This window comes from Paenibacillus sp. FSL L8-0644 (assembly GCF_038008165.1).
GTDB classification, from domain to species: Bacteria; Bacillota; Bacilli; order Paenibacillales; family Paenibacillaceae; genus Paenibacillus; species Paenibacillus polymyxa_D.
Map to the genome: position 1 here is coordinate 2175219 of NZ_JBBOYN010000001.1, position 23031 is coordinate 2198249.

The following is a 23031-nucleotide window of genomic DNA, read 5'->3' on the forward strand; positions in this document are numbered from 1 at the left end:
TATAACAATATGGATCTACATGAGAAATACATACCCGCATACGCCGGAGGTGCTTTTTATGATTTTAACTCCCCATCATTTGCGATTTTTCCTGACTACGCGTGAGCACTCTTTACCCCTTTTTATTGAAAGTATCGGATTTAACAGCAGGCAGGAAGATGTGTCCCGTCCAGAGGGCTATCCGTGCTTTCACTGGATTCAGACGGTGTCTGGTGAAGGGATGTTTACATTTAAAGGGGGGACCTTTCGTCTGGGGGAGCAGTCTGGAGTTCTGCTGCTACCTGGGGAATCCCATGCATACAGACGGGCGACCAAGGTATGGCGAACGTTATACATTACATTTGACGGCCCCATCGCCGCTGCTGTACTGACTGCACTGGGGTTGAAGCATACGCGTGGGTATCATTGGGACCCGGATAGCGAGCTGCACAGTTTTGGGGAAACGATGCTTCATTCCATGGTTAGTGAACGTGATTTGTCTGGATTAGATGCTTCGGCCAATATGTATCGTTTTCTGACTCTGCTGCGTAAACATGGACAACATAGCTCGATGCCTTCCCTATCCCATAATGTGGAACGATTAACCCCTGTACTGGCCTTTATGGAGCAAAATTATGCCAGTCCAGATGTGGGCCTAGGTGATATGGCAGTTATGATGAATGTCAGCTCCCGTCATTTAAATACATTATTTAAGCAAGCGTTTGGTGTGACTTCGTATGCTTATCTGATTGTGATTCGGCTGCGGAAGGCCAAGGAAATGATGGCGGAATATCCGCAATTAACAGTAAAGGAGATTTCGGAGCGAGTGGGCTTCCGAGATACCAGTCATTTTGTGGCAACTTTTCGCCGAGCTGAAGGAATTACCCCGGAAAGGTTCAAATTACTGTATACATAAAGGTATTTTATCGAAATGCTCTTTCTTACTCGGGAATGCTCTTTTTAGGGAGCATTCCTTATTGTTTTTTTCAGGAAGAGGGAGTATAAAATAATAGTTCATTTGTTTCATCAATCTGATGTGCAGGTGACATAATAAACATAAGATCCATAATTCTTTTGCAAAACCCTCATCCAAAGAAGGAGTCAACGAAATGCTGAGCAAAGTCAAAAGATTATTAATCGGTCGTCCGCGAAAGTCGACGGCCCTTGAAGATGAGAAGCTGAATAAGCTCAAGGCACTGGCCATTCTGTCCTCAGATGCCTTATCCTCTGTAGCTTATGGAACGGAGCAAATTCTGCTGGTTTTAATTACAGCCGGCTTTGCTGCCCTATGGTATTCCATTCCTATATCCATTGCGGTATTGGGTTTGCTGATCATTCTGATCCTGTCTTATAGACAGACCATTTTTTCCTATCCTGGTGGCGGAGGAGCGTACATTGTTGCACAGGACAATTTGGGAAAGAGTCCGAGTCTGATTGCAGGCGGTTCTTTGCTGGTCGATTATATTCTGACGGTAGCAGTTAGCTCATCAGCAGGTACAGATGCCATTACATCGGCGTTCCCATCGTTACATGATCATCGGATCGCCATTGCTCTAATTATGATCATCTTTTTGACGATTATGAACTTGCGCGGAGTAACAGAATCTGCCTCAGTGCTGGCTGTACCGATTTACTTATTTGTTGTTGCCATATTTGTTTTGATTATTAGCGGTATCATTCATTACGTGGCAGGGGGAGCTCATGCTGCAGCACCGCAATTTGGAGCTACGGTATCCAACGTCAGCCTGTTCCTGTTACTGAAGGCGTTCAGCTCGGGTTGCTCGGCGTTAACTGGGGTAGAAGCTGTCTCGAATGCCATTCCGAACTTCCGCAAGCCAGCTGCCAAAAATGCAGCAACTACACTAATGATGATGGGTTTGATTCTCGGGTGTATGTTTATCGGAATCAGTTTGCTGGCTTATTGGTACGGTGTTCGTCCTAATCCGCATGAAACGGTCATTTCGCAAATTGCGAACGCCACTTTCGGGCGCGGTGTGATGTATTACATCATTCAGGGTGTAACGGCGCTCATCTTGTTTTTGGCGGCGAATACAGCCTATTCGGCCTTTCCATTGCTTGCTTTTATGCTCGCGAAGGACAAATACATGCCGCACATGTTCATGGTTCGTGGAGATCGGCTCGGATACTCTAATGGTATTTTGTTTCTGAGTATCTTCTCGGCATTGCTGGTCATCGTATTTGGCGGCAACACAGAAAATCTGATCCCGCTTTATGCAGTAGGGGTATTTATCCCGTTTACCCTTTCACAGCTTGGTATGATGATTCGCTGGATCAAGCTCAAACCGCCAGGCTGGATTGTCAAACTTGCTATTAATACGGTTGGGATGCTGACCACGCTGTCGATTACGCTCATCTTTATCTTCACCAAGTTTAGCCAGGTGTGGGTAGTCTTTATCTTCCTGCCTTTGGTTCTGTATTTCTTTATGAAGATCAACAGGCATTACAAAAATACGGCTGAACAACTGCGCATTGATATTACCAAGGATAAACCTATGGTGAAAGGCAATACGATTATTATTCCGGTGGCAGGCATTACGCGAGTCGTCATGAATACGATCAGCTATGCCAAAACCTTGTCGGACAATGTGGTTGCCGTATATGTGGGTGTGGATGATGATGCAATTCGCAAAATGGAACAGAAATGGGAAGAGTGGGATGTCGGTATACGTTTGGTCGTACTGAAATCCCGTTATCGCAGCATTATTAATCCGCTTCGCAAGTTCATCGATACAGTAGAGTGGAAAAAAGCAGACGAGGACCATATCACTGTTCTCATTCCACAATTCATCACCAAGCACTGGTGGGAAAATATTCTACACAATCAGACCAGCTTACTGATGAGAGCTTATTTAATTAATTATAAAGACGTGATCGTAACGACCGTACCTTTTCATTTAAACAAATGACAAAATGAACATCTTTTGGCCGCATTTCTTTGCGGTCGGAAGGTGTTTTTTTGCATAACGAGGATATTTACTTTAGTGATACATTTTGTGTATTATAGATACAAAATGTATCATTTGAGGCTGTTATGGAGGGATACGATGCCCGAAGCTAAGGGGAAAATGGAAGATGACAAGCTGCAATTTGTAGATACGCTAAGGGCGCTGGCTATTATTGGAGTTTTACTTGTGCATGTCAGCCAGCATGTGGACGGATTAAACGGTTGGTTGCAAAAAGGCTTGAGTATAGGAGCCAAAGGTGTCGCTTTATTTTATATGGCCAGCGCTTTTACGCTATTTTTGTCCTTAAGCAGACGTTCGGGTAACAAGAGTGAAAGAATTTCAGCTTACCTGATGCGTCGTTTTTTTCGGATTGCTCCTTTGTATTACGTGATGTTAGGAATCTATTTAGTTGTGAACGGGACAGGTCCACGATTTTGGCTTGGGGATCAGGAGGGAGTCACTGCCGCCAATATCGCAGCTCATGTCCTGTTTTTGAATGGTCTGAATCCGTACTGGATCAACAGCATTATCGGTGTGGAATGGTCCATTGCGGTGGAATGTATGTTTTATCTGTTTATCCCTCTATTATTTAAGCTGATCCGATCCGTCCGCCATGCGACGTGGTTTGTCGTGATGGCGCTTGTGGTAAGCTTGGGGCTAAATACGGTAAGTGTTCAATATCCATGGATTAGTGATCACTCTTTATGGGGGCACTATCTGTATTTATGGTTTCCGAATCAATTGCCTGTCTTTGGGCTAGGTATATTGTTGTTTTTCATTTGGAAAGACGAGCGGCATTGGAAAAGTATAGACCGAGTCAGTGGAGGTTTGCTGCTTGTTTCTGTGCTATTTTCATTTTTAGAAGGCATGACCGATGTTCTCATAGGTGTCGGGTTGCTGCTGGGAGCGTATGCTTTGTATCACTGGCAGCCGATATGGCTGCTTAATCGGGTATGGTCATGGATCGGCCGCCTTAGCTACAGCATGTATTTAACGCATATGCTGGCTCTGGGACTAATCGTACAGGTTAAAATACCTTTTGCTCCCCTAGTCAGCCTCACACTTATGTTTATCATGACGTTGCTAGTCACCATCGGACTATCTTGGTTTACCTACTCGTGGATTGAACAGCCCGGTATCCGTTGGGGGAAAAAGCTTATATCACGTATGAAGCCTGTGCGCAAGCAGGGAGATTCGGTCAAAGAAAGTGTTGCCTAAGCTACAACTTGAAGCAGCATCCGATAACATTTGGTTGAAGTGCTTGAATAAATTTATGAAATAATTGAAAAGACCTCTTGAAAAGTAGCTCCCAGCCCTTTATATTCGATGTACATCCAAGTTTTTGAATACACCGATGAGGTTTGTTGGAATTGTAAAGGAGATGCACGCATGCTTTTGAAGCCAATCGGCTTTTTGCTTTTCTCCACACTTGAGGGAGTCGCTGTTTTTGCGCTTATTTTGAGTATTTTTAAAGTTAAAATGACCCCTTATCTATGGCAGACCATTTTTGTTAACCTGATTATGAATATGCAAAGTTATATGCTTAGAGAAGAGTTTTCCCTTTCGTATTTGGTGCCTGTCGTAAATATGCTGCTTTTTATTTTTTTACTCGCTACGGTCGTGAAGATTCCGATTGTGTGGTCCGGTATTATGACGGTTACAGGTTATTTTGCATATGCCGTTGTTCAGTCGGTACTCTTAAAAGTCATGTTCGGCAATCTTCCGGTTTCTGAGCTGCAGGATGGGTCCTTGAAGGGCTATCTGCTACAAGTGGTAAGCGCAGCAGTAGGACTGCTTATTTCATTGATGTTGTATCGAAAAGGGATCGGCTTTTCCCCTAATTTCAAGAAGCTTAAGTTCAAAGAGGAATATGGCATTGTCATCACGCTGATTATCCTGTCTCTCATTTCAACTTCTATTGTGCTCTACTATAACGAGGTATGGTTAAGTATGATATTTTTTGCACTGGTTTCGGGATTTTTCATCTATTATGCAATCGGAAAGGAATACCGGGATGATTGAAGCGATGGCTTTCAAACTTGCTAACCAGATCAAACGTACTGTGCCTGATCATCCGGCCTCTGTCGCGGTACTTAAATACGCACTTGCTCTCATTCTGAATGCGTCCCTGATCATTGTGTTGACACTATTCGCCTCATTCTTCACGGGGCGTATGGTAGAGGCTGTTACGATTCTCGTCGCTTTCGCCCTACTGCGCCAAATGTCAGGAGGCATTCATTTGAAAACGGGCATGACATGTGTGTTGGTGACCTCAGCAGCTTTTACTTACATATCCTGCATTGCCTTAAATAGTGGGTGGACAAACCTGTTTACCGGAATAGCTCTCATTTTCGTTTTATGTTTTGCCCCGTCCAGAATTGAAAAGCAGTCGCGCATTCCAGTACGGTTTTATCCCTTCTTGCGGCTGTTATCCTCCTTGCTTGTATGTACTAATTTTGTAATCGGTTCCTCTGTAGTGGCTGTTGCTTTTTTGGTCCAAAGCCTAACATTGATCCGGGGAAGGAGGTGAGTGGAATGATGAGAAAAATGGTATATGGGTTAGCCACATCGTTGTCTATGTTTGCTACATTTGCTGTATCAGTGGCGAGTTACGTGTATGTTTATCAAGGGGATACACCCGAGGAACTACTGAAATAAACAAAATGCCGAGATAGAAAAATGATACATAGAGCTGCTATTAAGCAGCTTCTTTTTATGCGAAAAAATCAGGCGCTCCATTTAAAGAGCGCCCGAATGGGAGAGGAGAAACCGGACGAAGAGCTTATGGGGAAACGTAAGTCTTCTCCGCGGTTGTCTACGACATTGGTTGAATGCCGATATCCTAAGGATGCCCAGGGAATGGTTTTTTATACCTGCCTCATCCTAAGTTTTTCAAACGGCGGTGCATGTGGTACGATAGCGTCATAATCTATGGTTATGAACACATATAGAAAATAGGTGAGTTTCAGCGTGAGAGTGGTATCAGGTAGTGCCAAAGGAAGGCCGTTAAAGGCAGTTCCCGGCACAGGGACGCGGCCAACCACGGATAAGGTCAAGGAAGCGCTATTTAGCATGATAGGTCCTTATTTTGATGGGGGAGTCGCACTTGATCTGTTTGCTGGCAGTGGCGGCCTGGGTATAGAGGCGCTTAGCCGGGGGATGGACAAGGCTGTTTTTATTGATATGGAATCCAAAAGCATTGATGTCATTAAAGAAAATTTGCGAAAAACTGGATTGGAAGGACAGGCCGAAGTGTTCCGCAATGATGCCGGACGAGCGCTCAAGGCGCTGGCAAAACGTGGAGCTCTTTTTGATGCTGTTTTTCTGGATCCGCCCTATCGTCTCAAACACGGAGATGAATTGATGAGCCGTATGGTTGAATTGAACTTGCTTCGTTCAGATGCAATCATCGTGCTGGAGTATGAATCGGGACATGAATATCCGGAAAGCTTCGGGCCGTTCGAACAGGTTAGAAAAGCAGTCTATGGGGAAACGGCGTTATCCATTTATCATTTTGCAGCCGATGCTTTATCGGATGTCGAAGAACATACAGAAGCCGGAGTGGTCAAGTTCGGCATCATCGAATCAGACGGGGAGGACCATCATGATTGAGCACAAACCACGTATTGCCGTATATCCGGGAACCTTTGATCCTGTGACAATGGGGCACCAGGATATTATTCAAAGAGCAGCCAGACAGTTTGATCTATTGATTGTCGCGGTTCTTAACAATATTAGTAAAAATCCGCTGTTTTCACTTGAGGAACGAATGGAGCTGCTGCGAACGGTAACTCGCAATATCCCGAACGTTGAGGTGGACAGCTTCCGTGATTTGACAGCTAATTATGTACGTCAAAAAGGGGCCCAAGTTATTGTCAGAGGAATCCGGTCGGTGACTGATTTTGAATATGAGCTGCAATTAGCCTCTACAAATCATAAGCTGAACCCGGATGCGGAAACGATCTTTATGATGACCAATCCGGCTTATTCATATCTGAGTTCCAGTATGGTGAAGGAAATTGCGCATTTTGATGGCAAGGTTGTAGATCTGGTGGCACCGGAGGTGGAAGACGCGCTGCGTGCAAAGGTCAACGCAAATCGCGGCGGCTCCACCATGAAGTCATAAAGGAAAAGGCCAGCAGGGTAACTATAATTGTACCCAGCAGCGCAATGGACAGTACGGTTAGTTGCCAGGGGTACATAGATGTTCCTTCTATTTGTGTTAGTAAGCTGCTGGCTTCGGCCATGACAGGATGCGTGCCGGATTCATTTACGCTTTCCGCAAAAGAAGACACAGAACTGCGACTGACGTAAGCGGGAATTGTATTGCTGACGATGCGGTTAAGCGGGACCCATGTCGCCAAGGTAAGTCCAAAAGCAATGATCCCATGGAGCACTCGTGACAAGGTGAAGGTGATACCCTTGTCGGAAGGTCTGGTGACGGCGGTAATTTGAAGCCAGCCGCACAGGCCGCCCCAGCCCAACACAGCACTGATCAGCGCTGCTTGTGTACGGAGATCGTAGGGCAGACGGCTGGTTTCATAGGAACCCAGATGGATTTCCATCCAAGCAGGCCATATGAAAGAAAGCGATCCTTGGCCTGTGTATATGGACAGCAGTCGAATCAGTACGGAAAAGAAAATAATGAATCCACCTGTCACCATCAGCGTCTGTACAGCATGGGATACGGTTTCGCCCAACAGTTTTCCGAAGCTGCGGCCGTCCCGTTCTCTGGCAGAACGGGTAGCTTCCCATGCGGATCGGATCAGGGAGGGAGAAGTACGGGAAACTGAGGTGCGCCGAAGGGCAGCTGGCGTTTCCCGTTTTTGCAATTCTTTGGACGATACAGGTAGTCTGGCGGTGATCCAGCCTGCCAGCAGCCCGGAAATCCAGTGAACGGCAAGTAACATCACGCCTACGGCAGCATTGTGCAGTAGCCCTGTCCCGATGACGAGCAGGATGGTAATCGGATTGCAGAAATGAGCGATGGCGGTTAGACGTCGAAGCTGAAGCGCGGTCATATCTTCCTGTTGTGACCATTGGCGTACTGCTTCCGCAGCAGCCGGGAATCCCGCGGTCAGGCCGAGGGCCAACACCCAGCCACTTCGTCCGGGTAGACGGAACCAGAATCGCATAAACGGCTCCAGCAGGACACCTAGTCCATGTACTAGACCAAAGGCGATGAGCATTTCGGACAGCATCAAAAAAGGTAGCATAGCTGGGAAAATAATACTCCACCATAGCTTAAGGCCTTGAGTAGAGGCTTGAAATACTTTTTCTGGTGAGGCGACAACAGCCAGTACAAGCAAAATGGCTCCGAGGCCAAGCAGTACGGTTGTCCAATAAGGAGCGGAATGGGCTTCCTTTTGCATCAAAAAATTCACCTCTCATAAATATGCTAAGGAGAGTCGGATGCTATCTCCAGCGTTTATTCACGTTCGTTGTCTTGGGATAGGTTGTTCGTATACGTTGTCGTAAATAATGTATGCTTTTTTGAAAGGCTTGAGAACAGGTGCACAGAGGCACTTGGATAAGATGGGAGAAGTTAGGCTGGAAGGGGGGAGAAGCAATGAAACGAATAAACCGGAAAAGAGCTTTTTTTACAACCGGTTATGTCTTAATGCTGGCTGCAATGGTCTATGTGCTGGTCTATATGCCAACCCCTTATCTGATCTACGGACCAGGTGGGGCAAATGAGATCAAACCGATGGTTAGAGTCCGGGAGGGTGACAGCATCGAACGGGGGGCCTTTATGATGACGACGGTATCGGCGCGTTATGCCAATGTTATCATGTTGGGTCTGTCCAAGTTGGACCGCAATTCGGAGATTCAGCGCAAAGAGGATCGTCTGCATGGAAAAAGTGAAGACGAGTATGCGGCAGAACAGTTATGGTATATGGGGGATTCCCAATCTTCCGCGATGGAGGCTGCCTACACCCGTGCCCATGTCCCCTATCGCATTGTGCCGGATTACGTGTATGTATTTAAGGTCCCGGGATCGAGCAGCGTGTTTGACCCCGGGGATGAAATATTGGAGCTGAACGGCGTGAGGGTGACCGATAATCGTTCCATTCGGAAGGCTTTGGAGGACGAAAAACCGGGAATAATGGCTAAAGTGAAGCTAAAGCGCGATGGAAAGTTGCTGTCCGTGCAAGCTCCTTTAACGACCATTACGGACAGTGAGACGGGCAAGCAACGTTCCGGATTTGGCGTCAGTATTGCCACGGTACAGAAGGTAGAGCCGAAGGATGGACGTAAAACGATTCATTTTACATCTACGGATGTTGGTGGTCCTTCGGCAGGTTTGATGTTTACCATGGAAATCTATAACCAACTGACACCAGGTGATTTGAGTAAGGGATATCGTGTAGCCGGTACGGGTACCATTGATAAGGACGGTCAGGTTGGAGCGATTGGTGGTGCAAAGTATAAAATAGTTGCTGCTGACCGTCAGGGTGCGGATTTGTTTTTCGTCCCTGCGGATAATTATAAAGAGGCCAAGACCAAAGCTGAGCAAATTGGAACCCGGATGAAGCTTGTTCCGGTTCGCAAGCTTGGCGATGCGCTGAATTATATGGAAAAGCTGCCCATCAAACCATAATGGGCGGTCGCAAGTAATCAGCATACATGTCGCGGATGGCGGGGCGTGGCATCCCGGCTGCATGTATGGCGGCTGCGGCGGTATCCCAGTCCAGATGAGGATGTGATCCGGTAGACAGCTTGACCCATACCGGAAGGGTAGCTGTCTGCTTCATACGTGCAAGCAGTTCGCGTCCAGCCCTGTTAAAGCCAAGCACGCGGATATAGCCCGGACCTTTCGCCAGCTCAGCCGGAGTCATATCGGCTTTGGCATGATTCAGCAAAATATGTGCACACATCCGCTGAAGCTTCGTACGAGTATAGCGCCTTGTCTTGATCGCGGCGAGCAGGGCCTCCACAGAGGGCTGGGGCAGCGTGTACAGCGATTGTCGCAGACGATGCTCCAGCCCTTCGGTGACCTCGTGCAGCTCCGCCAGCTGCTGCGAGCTACGTGTGATCAGGGCGTTCAGCAGCGGCTGGCTGAACGCTTCCCAATGCAGCGGTGCGCGTCCGGCTTGCCACTCGCGCCGCAAAATCCCCAGTGTCGCCGCAGGTATGTATGGCGACGCGGCCTCCGGCCCGCCGTCCAGCAGCAGACGGCGAATGGCCGTGGCACTGGCGATGACTCCGTCCGCAGGGGCCACGGCTTCATGGTAGCCCGATCCCGTGCGGGCTACCGTGAAGGGCTTGATTGTGCTGCCCAGCCGTTCCAGCGCAATCAAGTAATGCAGCCCCAACGTATTGTTGGGCTGCTGCATGAGCGCAGCGCCGTCCGCTCCTTCGGCCGCGAGCGCGGCTGCGGCTCCCGCGTAGGCAGCGGGATAGCTCGCGCCGCTACTCAGGCGCTGCGCGATGCCGGCCTTGAGCTCGGCCGGCTCTGCCGCCAGCACGCGGGCCAGCGCGCGCAGCGGGGCGATGTCTCCGCTCTCGCTGCCGAAGCAGAGCGCGTCTACGATGCCTGTCGCATGGAGCAGGGCGATTGCTCCGCGGGCAAACCATTCTGCAGGCTGGACGGCATAGGCCACAGGCAGCTCCAGAACGAGGTCCACACCCATGGCGAGTGCCATTTCGGTGCGGGACCATTTGTCTGTAATCGCGGGTTCACCTCGCTGAAGGAAAGGACCACTCATCACAGCCACTGTGCGCTGTGCACCAGTGATGCGAAGAGATTCCTCCCAGTGATGGACATGTCCGTTATGCAGGGGATTGTACTCTACAATCATACCGAGTGTTTTCAAGACCGTATGTCGGCTCCTTTCTTATAGTAGCTTATTGGATAACTATTTTGACAATAATGGTTAAGTACCCGTGAATGATTGTTTTCAGGGCAGCTATACTGATTTTTCAGCATCGGCATGAACAAGACCATTGAGACCTGGACGAAAAAGCTTTATACTCGCATTATTGTACACGAAGAGTGGCGGGGGTACGAATACTCATCAGTACATGTTTAGCACAATGCATTTTTGCTTCTGCATAAAACTTGTCGAACCATTGGAAAACCGGTGGATTTGTGAGTGGTGTAAAGTGAAAGGTGTTGACAAACGACTCGATCAGTCGGTATAATAATTTTTGTTTGTTTGGAGTGATAGTGATGCAACTATTTTTTCGCAAAGTAGCAACAAGTGACGGTCCTTTTCCTATCCGTGAATCTCTTAATGTGAGTGAATTGGTGGATGATCGTGCTGATGTTACGGCCGTTTCCCCGCTGGAGACCGACTTGGTCGCCGTTAGTCTGGGTCAAGGGTTGATGAGCGTGGAAGGCACGTTGACCGCAGGTCTGGACATGCTCTGCTCACGCTGTTTAAGCCCGATGCACGAGGATTTAAAGATTGAATTCCGTGAACGGTTCAAGCAAACCTCTTCGAGTGTTGAAGAGGAGGATGAAGATGGCGATTTTATCGCAGTGACGGAGGACTCCTTCGACATTGCACCGTATTGTGAAGAACTGTTTGTACTGCATGTGCCGTTTGCGCCTTTGTGCAGTGAGGATTGTCAGGGAATCGCACCAAAGACCGGACAAAACTGGAGTATTGGCTCCGATGACAGTAGCGATGGCGATACGGAAAAGATTGATCCGCGTCTGGCAGGGCTTAAGGATTTTTTTAAATGAGAATTGAGTTCAATTCTGAAAAATCATCATCCGCTTGTGCCGGAAAGTTACAGAACCGATGCGTGGATGTTGCAGGCTTGATTCACCGGCTGTAAGATAATTGCTTCTGGCATTTTCTTCAGTCTTGAATGAGATAAGAAGTCATACCCGTTATGCGGGGTTGATCTGGTTAAGGAGGTGGGAATAATGGCAGTACCTCAACGGAGAACATCCAAAACTCGTCGCGACAAACGTCGTACTCACTTTAAACTGGCAGTACCAGGTATGGTGAAATGCTCCGAATGCGGCGAATTGAAACTTGCTCACCATGTGTGCAAAGTTTGCGGAACGTACAAAGCTAGAGAGATCATCTCTCAATAATGTCCGATAAGCGGATTCTTTGGAATCTTCGCAGAAAAAGTAGCGCTTCACTTCAGTGAGGCGCTACTTTTTTTGTCTGCATGCTTCCTTTTTACGTCAGCATGCTATATACTGTTTTAGTACCAGGTTCTAAGAAAGAAGGGCCGAAGGGGTTCCTTTATACATACAAGAAGACAAATCGGCTTGAAGTTTCGCCGTTAGAAAGTGAAGTAAAGTAACCCGAACTGTCGTCTGAACGATGGTTTATTGTAGGGAAAGGAGGCGTCACTGACATCGAACGTTTGCCGAAGAGACAGAGACAGCAGCGGCTGACTCAATTAATTGATGATAATCCATTCGTAACGGATCAGGAATTGACAAGACAGCTGAAGGTGAGTATTCAGACTATTCGGCTGGACCGGATGGAGCTGGGAATCCCGGAATTGCGGGAACGGCTAAAGCTGATGGCTGAGCGCTCCTACGACCAGGTTCGTTCCTTGCCTTTGCATGAAGTGATCGGGGATATCGTTGATCTGCAGTTGGATCGAAGCGGTATTTCGATTTTTGAGATTAAAGAGGAACATGTTTTTTCGCGTACTGGCATTGCGCGGGGGCATTATGTATTTGCTCAGGCCAATTCATTGGCCGTTGCTGTGATTAATGATGAGATAGCATTGACTGCATCAGCGGATATACGCTTTGTCCGCCCGGTTCATTTAGGTGAAAAGTGCATTGCCAAGGCATATGTACGTTCAAATCCAGAACAAAAAGGGAAGGCTAAAGTGGAAGTTTTCGCCTACGTAGGAGAAGAAATGGTGTTCCAAGGCAACTTTGTCATTTATCGCTCCACGGAGGAAGAGTATAGCGAAGGAGGAAGTCAGCATGCGGATCGCCATTGATGCCATGGGGGGAGATAATGCTCCTGAGGCGACAGTAGAGGGCGCGCTATCTGCGGCGGCGGAATGGAAGGATACGGACATTACGCTGGTTGGTGACCGGGAACGAATTGAATCGGTTCTGAACGGTAGAGCGTTGCCGACGAACCTCAGCATTCGCCATGCATCCGAAACGATAGATGCGCAGGACGAGCCTGTAAAGGCAGTGCGCCGCAAAAAGGATGCTTCAATGGTCGTAGCTGGTCGAATGGTCAGAGAAGGCGAAGCGGATGCCATGATATCTGCAGGTAATACAGGCGCGCTAATGACCACGGGGTTGTTGGTGGTTGGAAGAATGGAGGGCATTGAACGTCCGGCTCTCGCGCCGATGATACCGACGATTGACGATCAGGGTATTCTGGCGCTTGACTTGGGAGCCAATATGGATGCCAAGCCTGAGCATCTTGCCCAGTATGCACTGATGGGGAGCTTGTATCGTCAGAAAGTTCACGGTGTGGCTTCTCCAAGGGTGGGTCTGCTGAATGTGGGGACCGAAGCTGGGAAGGGCAATGAACTGACGAAGTTGGCATTTCCACTTATTGAGCAGTTACCTGTCCATTTTGTGGGTAATGTTGAATCGAGAGATGTGTTAACTGGGAATTGCGACGTACTGGTGTGTGATGGATTTGCTGGAAATATCATGCTAAAATCACTAGAGGGTACAGCGGGGGCCATATTTTCTCTCTTAAAAGAGCAATTCACCAAATCCTTGAAGACCAAGCTTGCGGCAGCCTTGATTATGCCTGAGCTCCGCAGTCTGAAAGGTAAATTGGATTATAAAGAGCATGGTGGGGCTCCTTTGCTGGGTTTGAGTGGACTCGTCCTGAAAAGTCACGGTTCGTCTGACGGCGTTGCCGTCAAAAATGCGGTAAGGCAGGCTCGTACGGCCCTGCAAAACCGGTTGGTGGAAAGTATATCCAAGGAAATCAGCAGGAAGTGAGTGACGATATGAATAAATTACGGCCGGTTGGTGTTATCGGAACAGGGAAATACGTACCTGAGAAAATTCTGACGAATAAAGATTTGGAAGCAATCGTAGAAACAAGTGATGAATGGATTGTCAGCCGTACAGGGATTCAGGAGCGCCATATTGCAGCTCCAGAGCAGGCTACATCTGATTTAGCTTATGAAGCAGCAATTAAGGCGTTGGAGTCCGCGGGTATGACGGCACAGGATCTGGATTTAATTATTGTAGCTACGGTTACACCGGATATGGCGTTTCCGTCAACTGCCTGCATTCTTCAGGACAAACTGGGAGCCAAAGGCGCAGCGGCTTTCGATTTGTCTGCGGCATGCTCGGGTTTTGTATACGGACTGGCTACGGCAACGAGCTTCATTAAGACAGGTATTTATAATAATGCGTTAATCATTGGGGCAGACTGTCTTTCTCGGATTACAGATTATACCGACCGCAATACCTGTGTCCTATTCGGAGATGGTGCAGGAGCTGTAGTGATTGGCGAAGTGCCTGAAGGCAGAGGATTCCAATCCTTTGATCTCGGGGCTGAAGGTGCAGGTGGAACCTTGCTTAAGCTGGAAGCTGGTGGCTCGCGTTTGCCTGCGAGTGCAGACACACTGGAGAATAAACAGCACTATATTTACATGAACGGACGCGAAGTGTTCAAGTTCGCGGTTCGTGTTATGGGAACGGCAACGGTTGATGTGTTGGAAAAAGCAGGGCTGTCCAAAGATGATATTGATCTGTTCGTTCCACATCAAGCCAATGTTCGCATCATCCAATCGGCGATGCAACGTCTGGATTTGCCAGAGGAAAAGGTAGTTGTTAATGTTCATAAATATGCGAATACATCCGCAGCATCAATCCCTCTCGCCCTAGTAGAAGCAGCTGAGGAAGGCCGCATGAAGGAAGGCGACCGTGTATTAATGGTGGGCTTTGGCGGTGGCTTGACCTGGGGAGCGTCGGTTCTTGTCTGGTAATAAGATGGAATTTTTGATATAATATTGAATTTGTGTAGTGTTTTACAGGACAAGCATTGGATATAGAGAGGTGCATACACGATGGGCAAAACGGCATTTATATTCCCCGGTCAGGGTTCACAAGCTGTAGGTATGGCTAAAGATGCTTATGAAGCAGTTCCAGCTGCAACAGAAGTATTTCGCCAAGCGGACGAACGGTTAGGGTTCGCACTAAGCACACTGGTTTTTGAAGGGCCAGACACAGCTTTGAAGCAAACATCCAATACGCAGCCTGCACTGTTAACGGCGAGCATTGCGCTGTATGAAGCGTTCAAGGAAAAAATGGACATTCATCCCGATTATGTAGCTGGACACAGTCTAGGAGAGTACAGCGCGCTAGTTGCTTCAGGTGTCCTTGCATTTGCGGATGCGGTTGAGACTGTTCGTGCACGTGGTCAGTTTATGGAACAGGCTATTCCTGATGGACAAGGCGGTATGGCTGCTGTGTTGGGAGCTGATCGTGAAGCATTGACAGCATTGTGCCGTGATATTACGGAGTCTGGTCAACTGGTCGAACTAGCTAATATCAATTGTCCTGGACAAATTGTTGTATCTGGTACGAAGGAGGGCGTAGCTGCTGTCGCTGAACGTGTGAAGGAAGCAGGCGGCAAGCGTGCTATTACTCTGGAGGTTAGCGGTCCTTTCCACTCGTCATTGATGAAGGAAGCAGCGACCAAGCTCTCAGACAAGTTGGGGACTGTAACTTTCTCTGAAGCTCAGATTCCGGTGGTGGCTAATGTAACAGCTAAACCTGTACGTGAGGGGAGTGAAATCCGCCAACTGTTGGTGGATCAGGTCTATTCTCCGGTACTGTGGGAAGACAGTGTAGCATGGCTACTGGAACAAGGTGTTGACACTTTTGTTGAGTTTGGACCGGGAAGTGTTTTGACTGGACTGGTTAAAAAAATCGACAAAACGGTTAAGCTGTATAATATAAGTAGCCTGGAGTCGATTGCTTCTGTAACGGAAGCCTTGGAGGCCCGTTAAAAGTATAATCATTGCCTTAACGGGTTATATACTTGCAAGGGAGGACTATGATGTCTAAGCCATTAAGTGGAAAAACGGCGCTCGTTACGGGAGCGTCGCGCGGAATTGGCCGTAGTATCGCGCTGGCGCTGGCTGATGCAGGCGCTAATGTGGCGGTAAACTATGCTGGCAGTGAAGCGGCTGCGACTGAGGTAGCTGAGCAGATTCGTGCCAAAGGTGTGGAGGCTATTACAGTTCAGGCTAATGTCGGTCGCGCTGACGAAGCAGATCAGTTGATCAAGGATGTGATTGGCGCTTGGGGCAAGATTGACATCCTGGTGAATAATGCCGGCATAACAAGAGATAATTTAATCATGCGCATGAAGGAAGAGGAATTCGATCAGGTGATCGAAACGAATCTGAAGGGTGTGTTTAATTGTCTTAAGGCGGCAACACGTCCAATGATGAAACAGCGTTCTGGCCGAATTATCAATATCTCCTCCGTGGTTGGTGTCCTTGGCAACGCAGGACAAGCCAACTACGTTGCTGCTAAAGCAGGGGTGATTGGTCTTACCAAATCCTCTGCTCGAGAGCTTGCATCGAGAGGTATTACAGTGAACTGTGTAGCTCCCGGATTCATCGATACTGAGATGACACAGGTACTGGCTGATGATTTGCGTGACAATATGCTTAGCGGTATTCCGCTGGCCCGTCTTGGACGGCCTGAGGAAATTGCTGACGTGGTGCTGTTCTTGGCCTCGGATGCTTCCTCATATATGACGGGCCAGACTTTGCATGTGGATGGCGGCATGTATATGTAGTAGCATGTTGCCAATCTGCATGCCCCGATGAAGAGTTGTCAAAGAAAACTCTCTTCTATGGCATTTTAATTGTAATTTTCGTATAATACCTAAGAGGAGGTGAGCCGGATGTCCGATGTATTGGAGCGCGTAAAACGCATTGTCGTTGACCGTTTGGGAGCCGACGAAGCCGAAGTTACACTTGAAGCATCTTTTAAAGATGATTTAGGCGCTGATTCTCTCGATGTAGTTGAATTGGTAATGGAATTGGAAGATGAGTTTGATATGGAAATCTCTGATGAAGATGCAGAGAAAATTACAACTGTAGGTGAAGTTGTGAAGTACATACAATCTCATACCTAATTCATGTCATCAAAAGTCCCGTTCTGTTACAGGCGGGACTTTCTCCTAATTATACAGATTGAACTAAAGGCGGAATTGCTGCGTGTTTTTGAGTTTGGTTCAGCTTAACTTAGTCAAAGGCTGAGAAGTATGCGGCATTACTAACTTTAGTTGATTCTATATTATTTTTACGCACAAGAGTGTGCGGTCTTAAAATACAATATGCAGTAGACATAGAGGTGATTATCTTTGAAACAACGTGTTGTCATAACAGGAATGGGTGTAATCACTTCGCTGGGACAGGATTTGAACACACTATGGGATAATCTGATGGCCGGAAAATCCGGCGTCAGTGAAATCGAAGCTTTCGATACAAGTGAGTACACTACGAAAATAGCCGCTTCCATTAAAGATTTTAATCCAGAGGATTATATTGAACGTAAGGATGCGCGTAAAATGGACCGCTTTGTGCAGTTTGCGGTTGCTGCTAGTAAATTGGCGCTTGAGGACAGCGGACTTGTAATCGGAGAAAATGCGGAAGCTGAGCGTGTTGGTGTATCTGTCGGTTCCGGTATTGGCGGATTGGGAACTTGGGAAGATCAGCACAACGCACTGATTGAAAAAGGACCTAAACGCGTAAGCCCTTTCTTCATCCCGATGATGATTGCTAATATGGGTTCCGGTCAAGTGTCGATTTCGCTCGGTGCTAAAGGCCCCAATACATCACCAGTTACGGCTTGTGCCACGGGCAGTCATGCTATTGGCGATTCCTTCCGCATGATTCAGCGCGGTGACGCAGACGCCATGATTTGCGGAGGAGCTGAGGCGACTATTCGTCCGATTGGTATGGCTGGATTTTGTTCCATGCGAGCGATGTCCACGCGTAACGACGAGCCTGAAAAGGCAAGCCGCCCTTTTGATACCGAAAGAGACGGGTTTGTTATGGGCGAAGGCTCTGGTGTTCTTATTCTGGAATCGTTGGATCATGCTTTGAAGCGTGGTGCGCGTATTTACGGTGAAGTGATTGGCTACGGTCTTTCTGGCGATGCTCATCATATGACGGAGCCTGATCCAGAGGGAGCAGCACGCTGCATTAGAATGGCGATCCGTGATGCCGGATTGAATCCTGAAGAGATTGATTATATCAATGCACATGGTACGTCTACGCCAGTCGGTGATAAATCCGAAACGGAAGCAGTTAAGAAAACGCTTGGAGATCATGCCTATAAGGTAGCGATCAGCTCAACTAAGTCGATGACAGGGCATTTATTGGGTGCAGCGGGCGGCGTTGAAGCCGTGATCTGTGGTCTCGCCCTTCAGCACCAGACGATTCCGCCAACGATTAATTTGGATAATCAAGACCCGGCATGCGATCTTGATTATGTACCTAATAAGCCTAGAAAAGCGGAACTGAATGTGGTTATGTCCAATTCCTTTGGTTTTGGCGGTCACAATGCTACGGTTATTCTAAAAAAATATGAAGCATAAGGGGTCAGTTCGTTGAGTGGAGACTTGAAGCAATTACAGCAGAAACTTCATATTCAATTCAACAATCGGCAGCTTCTGAAGCAGGCCTTTACGCACGCTTCCTACGTAAACGAACATCGGTTCAGTCAGCATGCAGACAATGAGCGTCTTGAATTTTTAGGTGACGCTGTTCTGGAATTGACGGTGTCCGAGCAATTGTACAATCAGTACCCTAACCGACCCGAAGGCGAACTCACCAAGCTGCGTGCAGCTATTGTCTGTGAGCCTTCTCTGGTGAAGTTTGCTGTCGGGCTTGAGTTCGGGCAATATGTGCTGCTTGGAAAAGGTGAAGAGTTGACAGGTGGACGTACTCGTCCGGCTCTGTTGGCTGATGTATTCGAAGCGTTCGTAGGTGCGCTTTATTTGGATCAGGGTCTGGAGGCCGTCCGTTCGTTTCTGGAACATTATATTTTTCCTCAAATTGTATTAAATGGTAAACTTCAGATGAGTGATTTCAAAACAGAGCTTCAGGAACTGACACAGCATCATAACATGGGGATGCTTGAATACAAGATTGTAGAGGAGCGCGGACCAGCCCATGAGCGCGAGTTTGTAGCCGAGGTATATATGGACAGCGAACGGCTAGGGGCAGGTACGGGGCGCTCCAAAAAAGAAGCAGAGCAGCAAGCGGCGGCAGTAGCTTTAAACCGTTTGAAGCTGGCAGAATCGTAATCGGTACCTGAGCAGCCCGGACGGGTTACGCAAGCAGGGGCACAAAGTAAGAGCAAAGGGCAGTCCGCGGGGAGTCCCGGCCCGTAATGGCGAATGGACTGCGTTTTGCTCTTTTTTCGTGGCTTGCTGGTGTAATGTGAGTGTTGGTACTGTGCTTTAAACAAGCTAGTTTATGCTACAATAGGGATAATTCATATCAATCAGGTAAACGGTGTTGTACAAGCATATTTGAAATGTTAGAGGTGAGATTGAGCATGTTTTTAAAGCGCATTGAGCTGGCGGGCTTCAAATCGTTTGCAGATAAAACGGAAATGGAATTTGTCCGCGGCATTACGGCAGTCGTCGGACCCAACGGAAGCGGAAAAAGTAATATTTCCGACGGGATTCGTTGGGTGCTGGGCGAACAGAGTGCCAAATCACTGCGTGGCGGCAAAATGGAGGACATTATTTTTGCAGGTAGTGATGCTCGTAAGGCTGTTAATTACGGTGAAGTATCGCTTACGTTGGATAATGAAGATCAGGCGTTGCCTCTGGATTTTGGTGAAGTTACGGTAACGCGACGTGTACATCGAAGTGGGGATAGTGAATATTTCATTAATCGGCAATCATGCAGACTCCGAGATATTACAGAGCTGTTTATGGATACAGGGATTGGTAAAGAAGCTTATTCCATTATTGGGCAGGGACGCATTGAAGAAATCCTAAGTACTCGATCTGAGGATCGTCGAGGTATTTTTGAGGAAGCCTCGGGTATCGTAAAATATAAATCCCGTAAAAAAGATGCGGTTCGCAAGCTGGATGAGACGGAGCAAAATTTGCTGCGTATTCACGATTTAGTTAGTGAACTGGAAGATCAGATTGGACCGCTTAAGGAGCAGTCTGAAAAGGCGATTCATTTTAAAGAGCTACGCGGTGAATTGAAATCAAAAGAAATCTCTATGTACGTCCATCAAATTGAACAAATTCATACTTCATGGAGCGATGCGACTTCCAAATTAGCTTTGCTGCAGCAGGAGCAACTTCAGTTGTCTACGGTGGTCTCCCGCCATGATGCGATGCTGGAAAGCGACCGCAACGAATTACGCCAGCTGGAAGAGCAGGTAGAACAGTTGCAAAGGGATCTGCTGCAATACAGTGAAGCGACGGAGAAAAGTGAAGGCTACGGCGAATTGCTCAAAGAGCGCACACGCAATCTGGCGGCTAATCGGGAACAGCTGATCTTATCACTTAGCACAAGCGAATCACGGCATTCCGAGCGCAAGAGTGAACTGGATCAGCTGAACGAAAAGCTGTCTGCACTGAATGTAGAGCTTGACGAGTTGCGTGCACGGCTGTCTGACGAAGAGGCCAAACTGATTGGAGTTACAGGCGGAATCAGCCAGGAGCAGGAAGAAAGCCTAAAGGGTGGTCTGCTGGAGCTGATGAATCAGATGGCGCAGGCGCGTAACGAAATCCGTTATACAGACCAACAGAAGGAAGCATTGGAACGGCGTGTGACTCGTGTAAGTGACGAATCCGGCAAATGGGAAGCCCAGAAAGTACAACTTGAACAGCGCAAAAAGGGATTGGAAGCTGCGGTTCAGAAGCTGGGGCAGGAAATCAGTAGTTTGCGTAGTGGCTATATTCAGGGAAGTGAAAAGTACCAGGCCCTGCAAAAACTTTTGGAAGAAAACCAGGGTACAGTTCGTAAATGGGAACAAAAACGTGAGGCTCAAATTTCACGGCGAGATACAATGAAGGAAATGCAGGATGACTTTGACGGCTTCATGCTTGGAGTTAAAGAGGTATTGAAGGCTGCACGAAAAGAAACCTTGCACGGTGTGCATGGAGCGGTAGCAGAGCTGATTCGGGTGCCTGAGCATTTAGAGCAGGCAATGGAAACTGCTTTGGGTGCATCAGTTCAGCATATCGTGATGGAAAATGAATCCGTATCCAGACAGGCAATCAGTTTTCTAAAGCAACGTCAACTGGGCAGAGCGACATTTTTGCCTATGGATGTTATCCGCCCGCGTCAAATCGGCGCAGGGGAACGCCAAATTGCAGAAGGAGCTGAGGGCTTTGTCGGGATCGGTGCTGATCTTGTTCAGTACGATGATCGATATGCTGGAATTGTAGGCAGTTTGTTGGGGAATGTGGTCATTGCCCGTACATTGGAAGATGCAAACCGTATTGCTGCCCGTTGCCAATATAGATACCGCGTTGTCACTTTGGAAGGCGATGTTGTCAATGCAGGGGGTTCCATGACTGGGGGAAGCCAGTTCAAGAAAAGTGCTAATCTGCTTGGACGCAAACGCCAGCTGGATCAGTTGGATCAAGACATTATAGATACAGAGCAGCAAATTGCAAGGTTGCGTCAGAGTGCAATAGATACCAAACGCCAGTTGGAGGAGACACAGACCCGTCTGGACGAGCTGCGTCAGGGCGGCGATGTGAAGCGCGGTGAAGAGCAACAGATGGCAATGGAACTTAAGCAACTGGAGCATGAACTTCGTCATGTTCTGGAACAGGTCGCTGCGTCTGGTCAGGAGAAAAAGGGCTTTGATCAGGAAATCAAGGAGCTGGAAACTTCCCGGGAAGAAGCGTTGGTAAAGTTAGCTGCGCTGGAGGAAGAAGAAAAGAAAACGCATCAGGCCATTCACGCTGCTGAATTCGCCCGTAAAGCCAACGAATCTGCCAAAGAGCAGTTGCAGGGAGAGCTCACGAATCTCAAAGTAAGAGAAGGAAAGCTGGACCAGGAACGCTTTTCATTGGAAGAGCAGTTGCGCAGATTGCGTGGGGATTATGATACTCTTGGTAAGGATTCGAGACAAAACAAGACCTTACTAGCTTCCATTGAAGCAGATTTGCTGACCAATGAGCAGGAGACCGTGAAACAGATTGAAAATCTCAATCAATACCGTTTGAAAAAGGAAGAAGCCGCACAGCAACTGGAATTCAAGCGGGCTGCACGCAGCAGCTTGTCCAAAAAGCTTGAAGTGGCTGAAAACGATACAAAAGAACAGCGAATTCAGCTCAAGTCAGTGGAGGAGTTGCTTCGTCAAACGGAAATTGGAGTAAATCGACTTGATGTGGAGCTGGAAAACGTTCTGAAAAAATTAAGTGATGATTATGAACTCAGCTATGAGTTAGCCAAGCAGCGTTACCCTATACCGGAAGATATTGAAGGTACGCAGAGCGAGGTGGAAAGGCTCAAACGTGGTATTTCCGCGTTGGGTGAGGTGAACCTGGGCGCCATTGATGAATACCAGCGTGTGCATGAGCGTTATACGTTTCTTGATGAGCAAAAGTCTGATTTGGTGGAGGCCAAGACAACACTTTATCAGGTTATTCGTGAAATGGATGAAGAAATGTCCAAACGCTTTAAGACTACGTTCGATGCTATTCGGCGCGAATTTGGAACGGTATTCTCCAAGCTGTTCGGAGGCGGACGTGCTGATCTCGTGTTACTTGACCCGGAACGCTTATTGGAGACGGGAATTGACATCGTAGCTCAGCCACCGGGCAAAAAACTGCAAAACTTGCAGCTACTGTCGGGCGGTGAGCGTGCGTTAACAGCGATGGCGTTACTATTTGCCATTTTACACGTTAAACCTGTTCCATTCTGTGTACTCGATGAAGTAGAGGCTGCATTGGACGAAGCAAACGTGGTGCGTTTTGCCCAGTATTTACGAGAATTCTCGGAGCAGACACAGTTCATTGTAGTCACACACCGCAAGGGCACAATGGAAGAATCTGATGTGCTGTACGGGGTTACGATGGAGGAAGGCGGGGTTTCCAAACTCGTATCTGTCAAGCTGGACAACGATGAAGCTGAGATTGCCTGACATTAAACAACA

The 23031-nt window shown here is 47.8% G+C and carries 22 protein-coding genes; 20 read left to right on the forward strand and 2 right to left on the reverse strand.

Going from position 1 to position 23031, the window contains the following annotated elements; all coding sequences use genetic code 11:
• The first annotated feature begins 58 nt into the window (after positions 1-58).
• From NSS94_RS09960 to coaD, 8 genes are all read left to right on the forward strand, one after another.
• A complete protein-coding gene (locus NSS94_RS09960; RefSeq protein WP_029514745.1) occupies positions 59-895 on the forward strand; it encodes an AraC family transcriptional regulator in 837 nt (278 codons plus the stop codon).
• 193 nt (positions 896-1088) lie between these two features.
• On the forward strand, positions 1089-2906 hold the full coding sequence (locus NSS94_RS09965; protein WP_029514744.1) for an APC family permease: 1818 nt from the start codon (positions 1089-1091) through the stop codon (positions 2904-2906).
• A 138-nt stretch (positions 2907-3044) separates the two neighbouring features.
• The gene (locus tag NSS94_RS09970) at positions 3045-4163 is read left to right on the forward strand and encodes an acyltransferase family protein (RefSeq protein ID WP_069011385.1); all 1119 of its coding nucleotides are present in this window, start codon (positions 3045-3047) and stop codon (positions 4161-4163) included.
• 171 nt (positions 4164-4334) lie between these two features.
• The gene (locus NSS94_RS09975) at positions 4335-4967 is read left to right on the forward strand and encodes a hypothetical protein (RefSeq protein ID WP_341039240.1); all 633 of its coding nucleotides are present in this window, start codon (positions 4335-4337) and stop codon (positions 4965-4967) included.
• The gene (locus tag NSS94_RS09980; RefSeq protein WP_029514741.1) at positions 4960-5475 is read left to right on the forward strand and encodes an accessory gene regulator ArgB-like protein; all 516 of its coding nucleotides are present in this window, start codon (positions 4960-4962) and stop codon (positions 5473-5475) included. The genes NSS94_RS09975 and NSS94_RS09980 overlap by 8 nt, the downstream gene beginning before the upstream one ends.
• Positions 5476-5480: 5 nt before the next feature.
• Positions 5481-5603 carry a cyclic lactone autoinducer peptide gene (locus NSS94_RS09985; RefSeq protein ID WP_023988155.1) on the forward strand — a complete coding sequence of 41 codons (123 nt, stop codon included), beginning with the start codon at positions 5481-5483 and terminating at the stop codon, positions 5601-5603.
• Positions 5604-5915: 312 nt separating this feature from the next.
• Positions 5916-6557 carry a 16S rRNA (guanine(966)-N(2))-methyltransferase RsmD gene (gene rsmD / locus NSS94_RS09990; protein WP_029514740.1) on the forward strand — a complete coding sequence of 214 codons (642 nt, stop codon included), beginning with the start codon at positions 5916-5918 and terminating at the stop codon, positions 6555-6557.
• Positions 6550-7071, forward strand: a complete 522-nt coding sequence (gene coaD / locus NSS94_RS09995) for a pantetheine-phosphate adenylyltransferase (RefSeq protein ID WP_029514739.1) — start codon at positions 6550-6552, stop codon at positions 7069-7071. The genes rsmD and coaD overlap by 8 nt, the downstream gene beginning before the upstream one ends.
• On the opposite strand, the gene NSS94_RS10000 is transcribed toward coaD, so the two are convergent.
• A complete protein-coding gene (locus tag NSS94_RS10000) occupies positions 7034-8317 on the reverse strand; it encodes a nucleoside recognition domain-containing protein (protein WP_069011387.1) in 1284 nt (427 codons plus the stop codon). The genes coaD and NSS94_RS10000 overlap by 38 nt on opposite strands.
• 197 nt (positions 8318-8514) lie before the next feature.
• On the opposite strand from NSS94_RS10000, the gene NSS94_RS10005 reads away from it, so the two are divergent.
• Complete coding sequence (locus NSS94_RS10005) at positions 8515-9546, forward strand: YlbL family protein (RefSeq protein WP_029514737.1); 1032 nt, start codon at positions 8515-8517, stop codon at positions 9544-9546.
• Here NSS94_RS10005 and NSS94_RS10010 read toward each other — a convergent pair.
• The gene (locus NSS94_RS10010; protein WP_341039241.1) at positions 9536-10762 is read right to left on the reverse strand and encodes a nucleotidyltransferase; all 1227 of its coding nucleotides are present in this window, start codon (positions 10760-10762) and stop codon (positions 9536-9538) included. The genes NSS94_RS10005 and NSS94_RS10010 overlap by 11 nt on opposite strands.
• A gap of 356 nt (positions 10763-11118) precedes the next feature.
• Between NSS94_RS10010 and NSS94_RS10015 the strand changes: the two genes are divergently transcribed.
• The 11 genes from NSS94_RS10015 to smc all read left to right on the forward strand — a co-directional run bounded on the left by NSS94_RS10015 (position 11119) and on the right by smc (position 23019).
• Positions 11119-11637: a YceD family protein gene (locus NSS94_RS10015; protein ID WP_029515015.1), complete on the forward strand. Its 519-nt coding sequence runs from the start codon at positions 11119-11121 to the stop codon at positions 11635-11637.
• A gap of 186 nt (positions 11638-11823) precedes the next feature.
• Entirely contained in the window at positions 11824-11997 is a 174-nt protein-coding gene (gene rpmF / locus NSS94_RS10020) for a 50S ribosomal protein L32 (RefSeq protein WP_007429979.1), read from the forward strand.
• 281 nt (positions 11998-12278) lie between these two features.
• A complete protein-coding gene (gene fapR / locus NSS94_RS10025) occupies positions 12279-12875 on the forward strand; it encodes a transcription factor FapR (protein ID WP_039274761.1) in 597 nt (198 codons plus the stop codon).
• On the forward strand, positions 12859-13851 hold the full coding sequence (plsX, locus tag NSS94_RS10030; protein WP_029515010.1) for a phosphate acyltransferase PlsX: 993 nt from the start codon (positions 12859-12861) through the stop codon (positions 13849-13851). Before fapR ends, plsX begins: the two co-directional genes overlap by 17 nt.
• A gap of 8 nt (positions 13852-13859) precedes the next feature.
• A complete protein-coding gene (locus NSS94_RS10035; RefSeq protein ID WP_029515009.1) occupies positions 13860-14849 on the forward strand; it encodes a beta-ketoacyl-ACP synthase III in 990 nt (329 codons plus the stop codon).
• Between the two features lie 81 nt (positions 14850-14930).
• Positions 14931-15875, forward strand: coding sequence for an ACP S-malonyltransferase (fabD, locus tag NSS94_RS10040; RefSeq protein ID WP_165147628.1), 945 nt, complete (start codon positions 14931-14933; stop codon positions 15873-15875).
• A gap of 50 nt (positions 15876-15925) precedes the next feature.
• Positions 15926-16675 (forward strand): 3-oxoacyl-[acyl-carrier-protein] reductase, encoded by a 750-nt coding sequence (fabG, locus tag NSS94_RS10045; protein WP_039274753.1) that lies wholly within the window; start codon positions 15926-15928, stop codon positions 16673-16675.
• A gap of 108 nt (positions 16676-16783) precedes the next feature.
• Positions 16784-17017, forward strand: coding sequence for an acyl carrier protein (locus tag NSS94_RS10050; RefSeq protein WP_007429985.1), 234 nt, complete (start codon positions 16784-16786; stop codon positions 17015-17017).
• A gap of 228 nt (positions 17018-17245) precedes the next feature.
• Positions 17246-18484 (forward strand): beta-ketoacyl-ACP synthase II, encoded by a 1239-nt coding sequence (gene fabF / locus NSS94_RS10055; protein ID WP_029515005.1) that lies wholly within the window; start codon positions 17246-17248, stop codon positions 18482-18484.
• Between the two features lie 12 nt (positions 18485-18496).
• Entirely contained in the window at positions 18497-19195 is a 699-nt protein-coding gene (gene rnc, locus NSS94_RS10060; protein ID WP_029515003.1) for a ribonuclease III, read from the forward strand.
• A 254-nt stretch (positions 19196-19449) separates the two neighbouring features.
• The gene (gene smc, locus NSS94_RS10065) at positions 19450-23019 is read left to right on the forward strand and encodes a chromosome segregation protein SMC (RefSeq protein ID WP_341039242.1); all 3570 of its coding nucleotides are present in this window, start codon (positions 19450-19452) and stop codon (positions 23017-23019) included.
• Positions 23020-23031 lie beyond the last annotated feature (12 nt).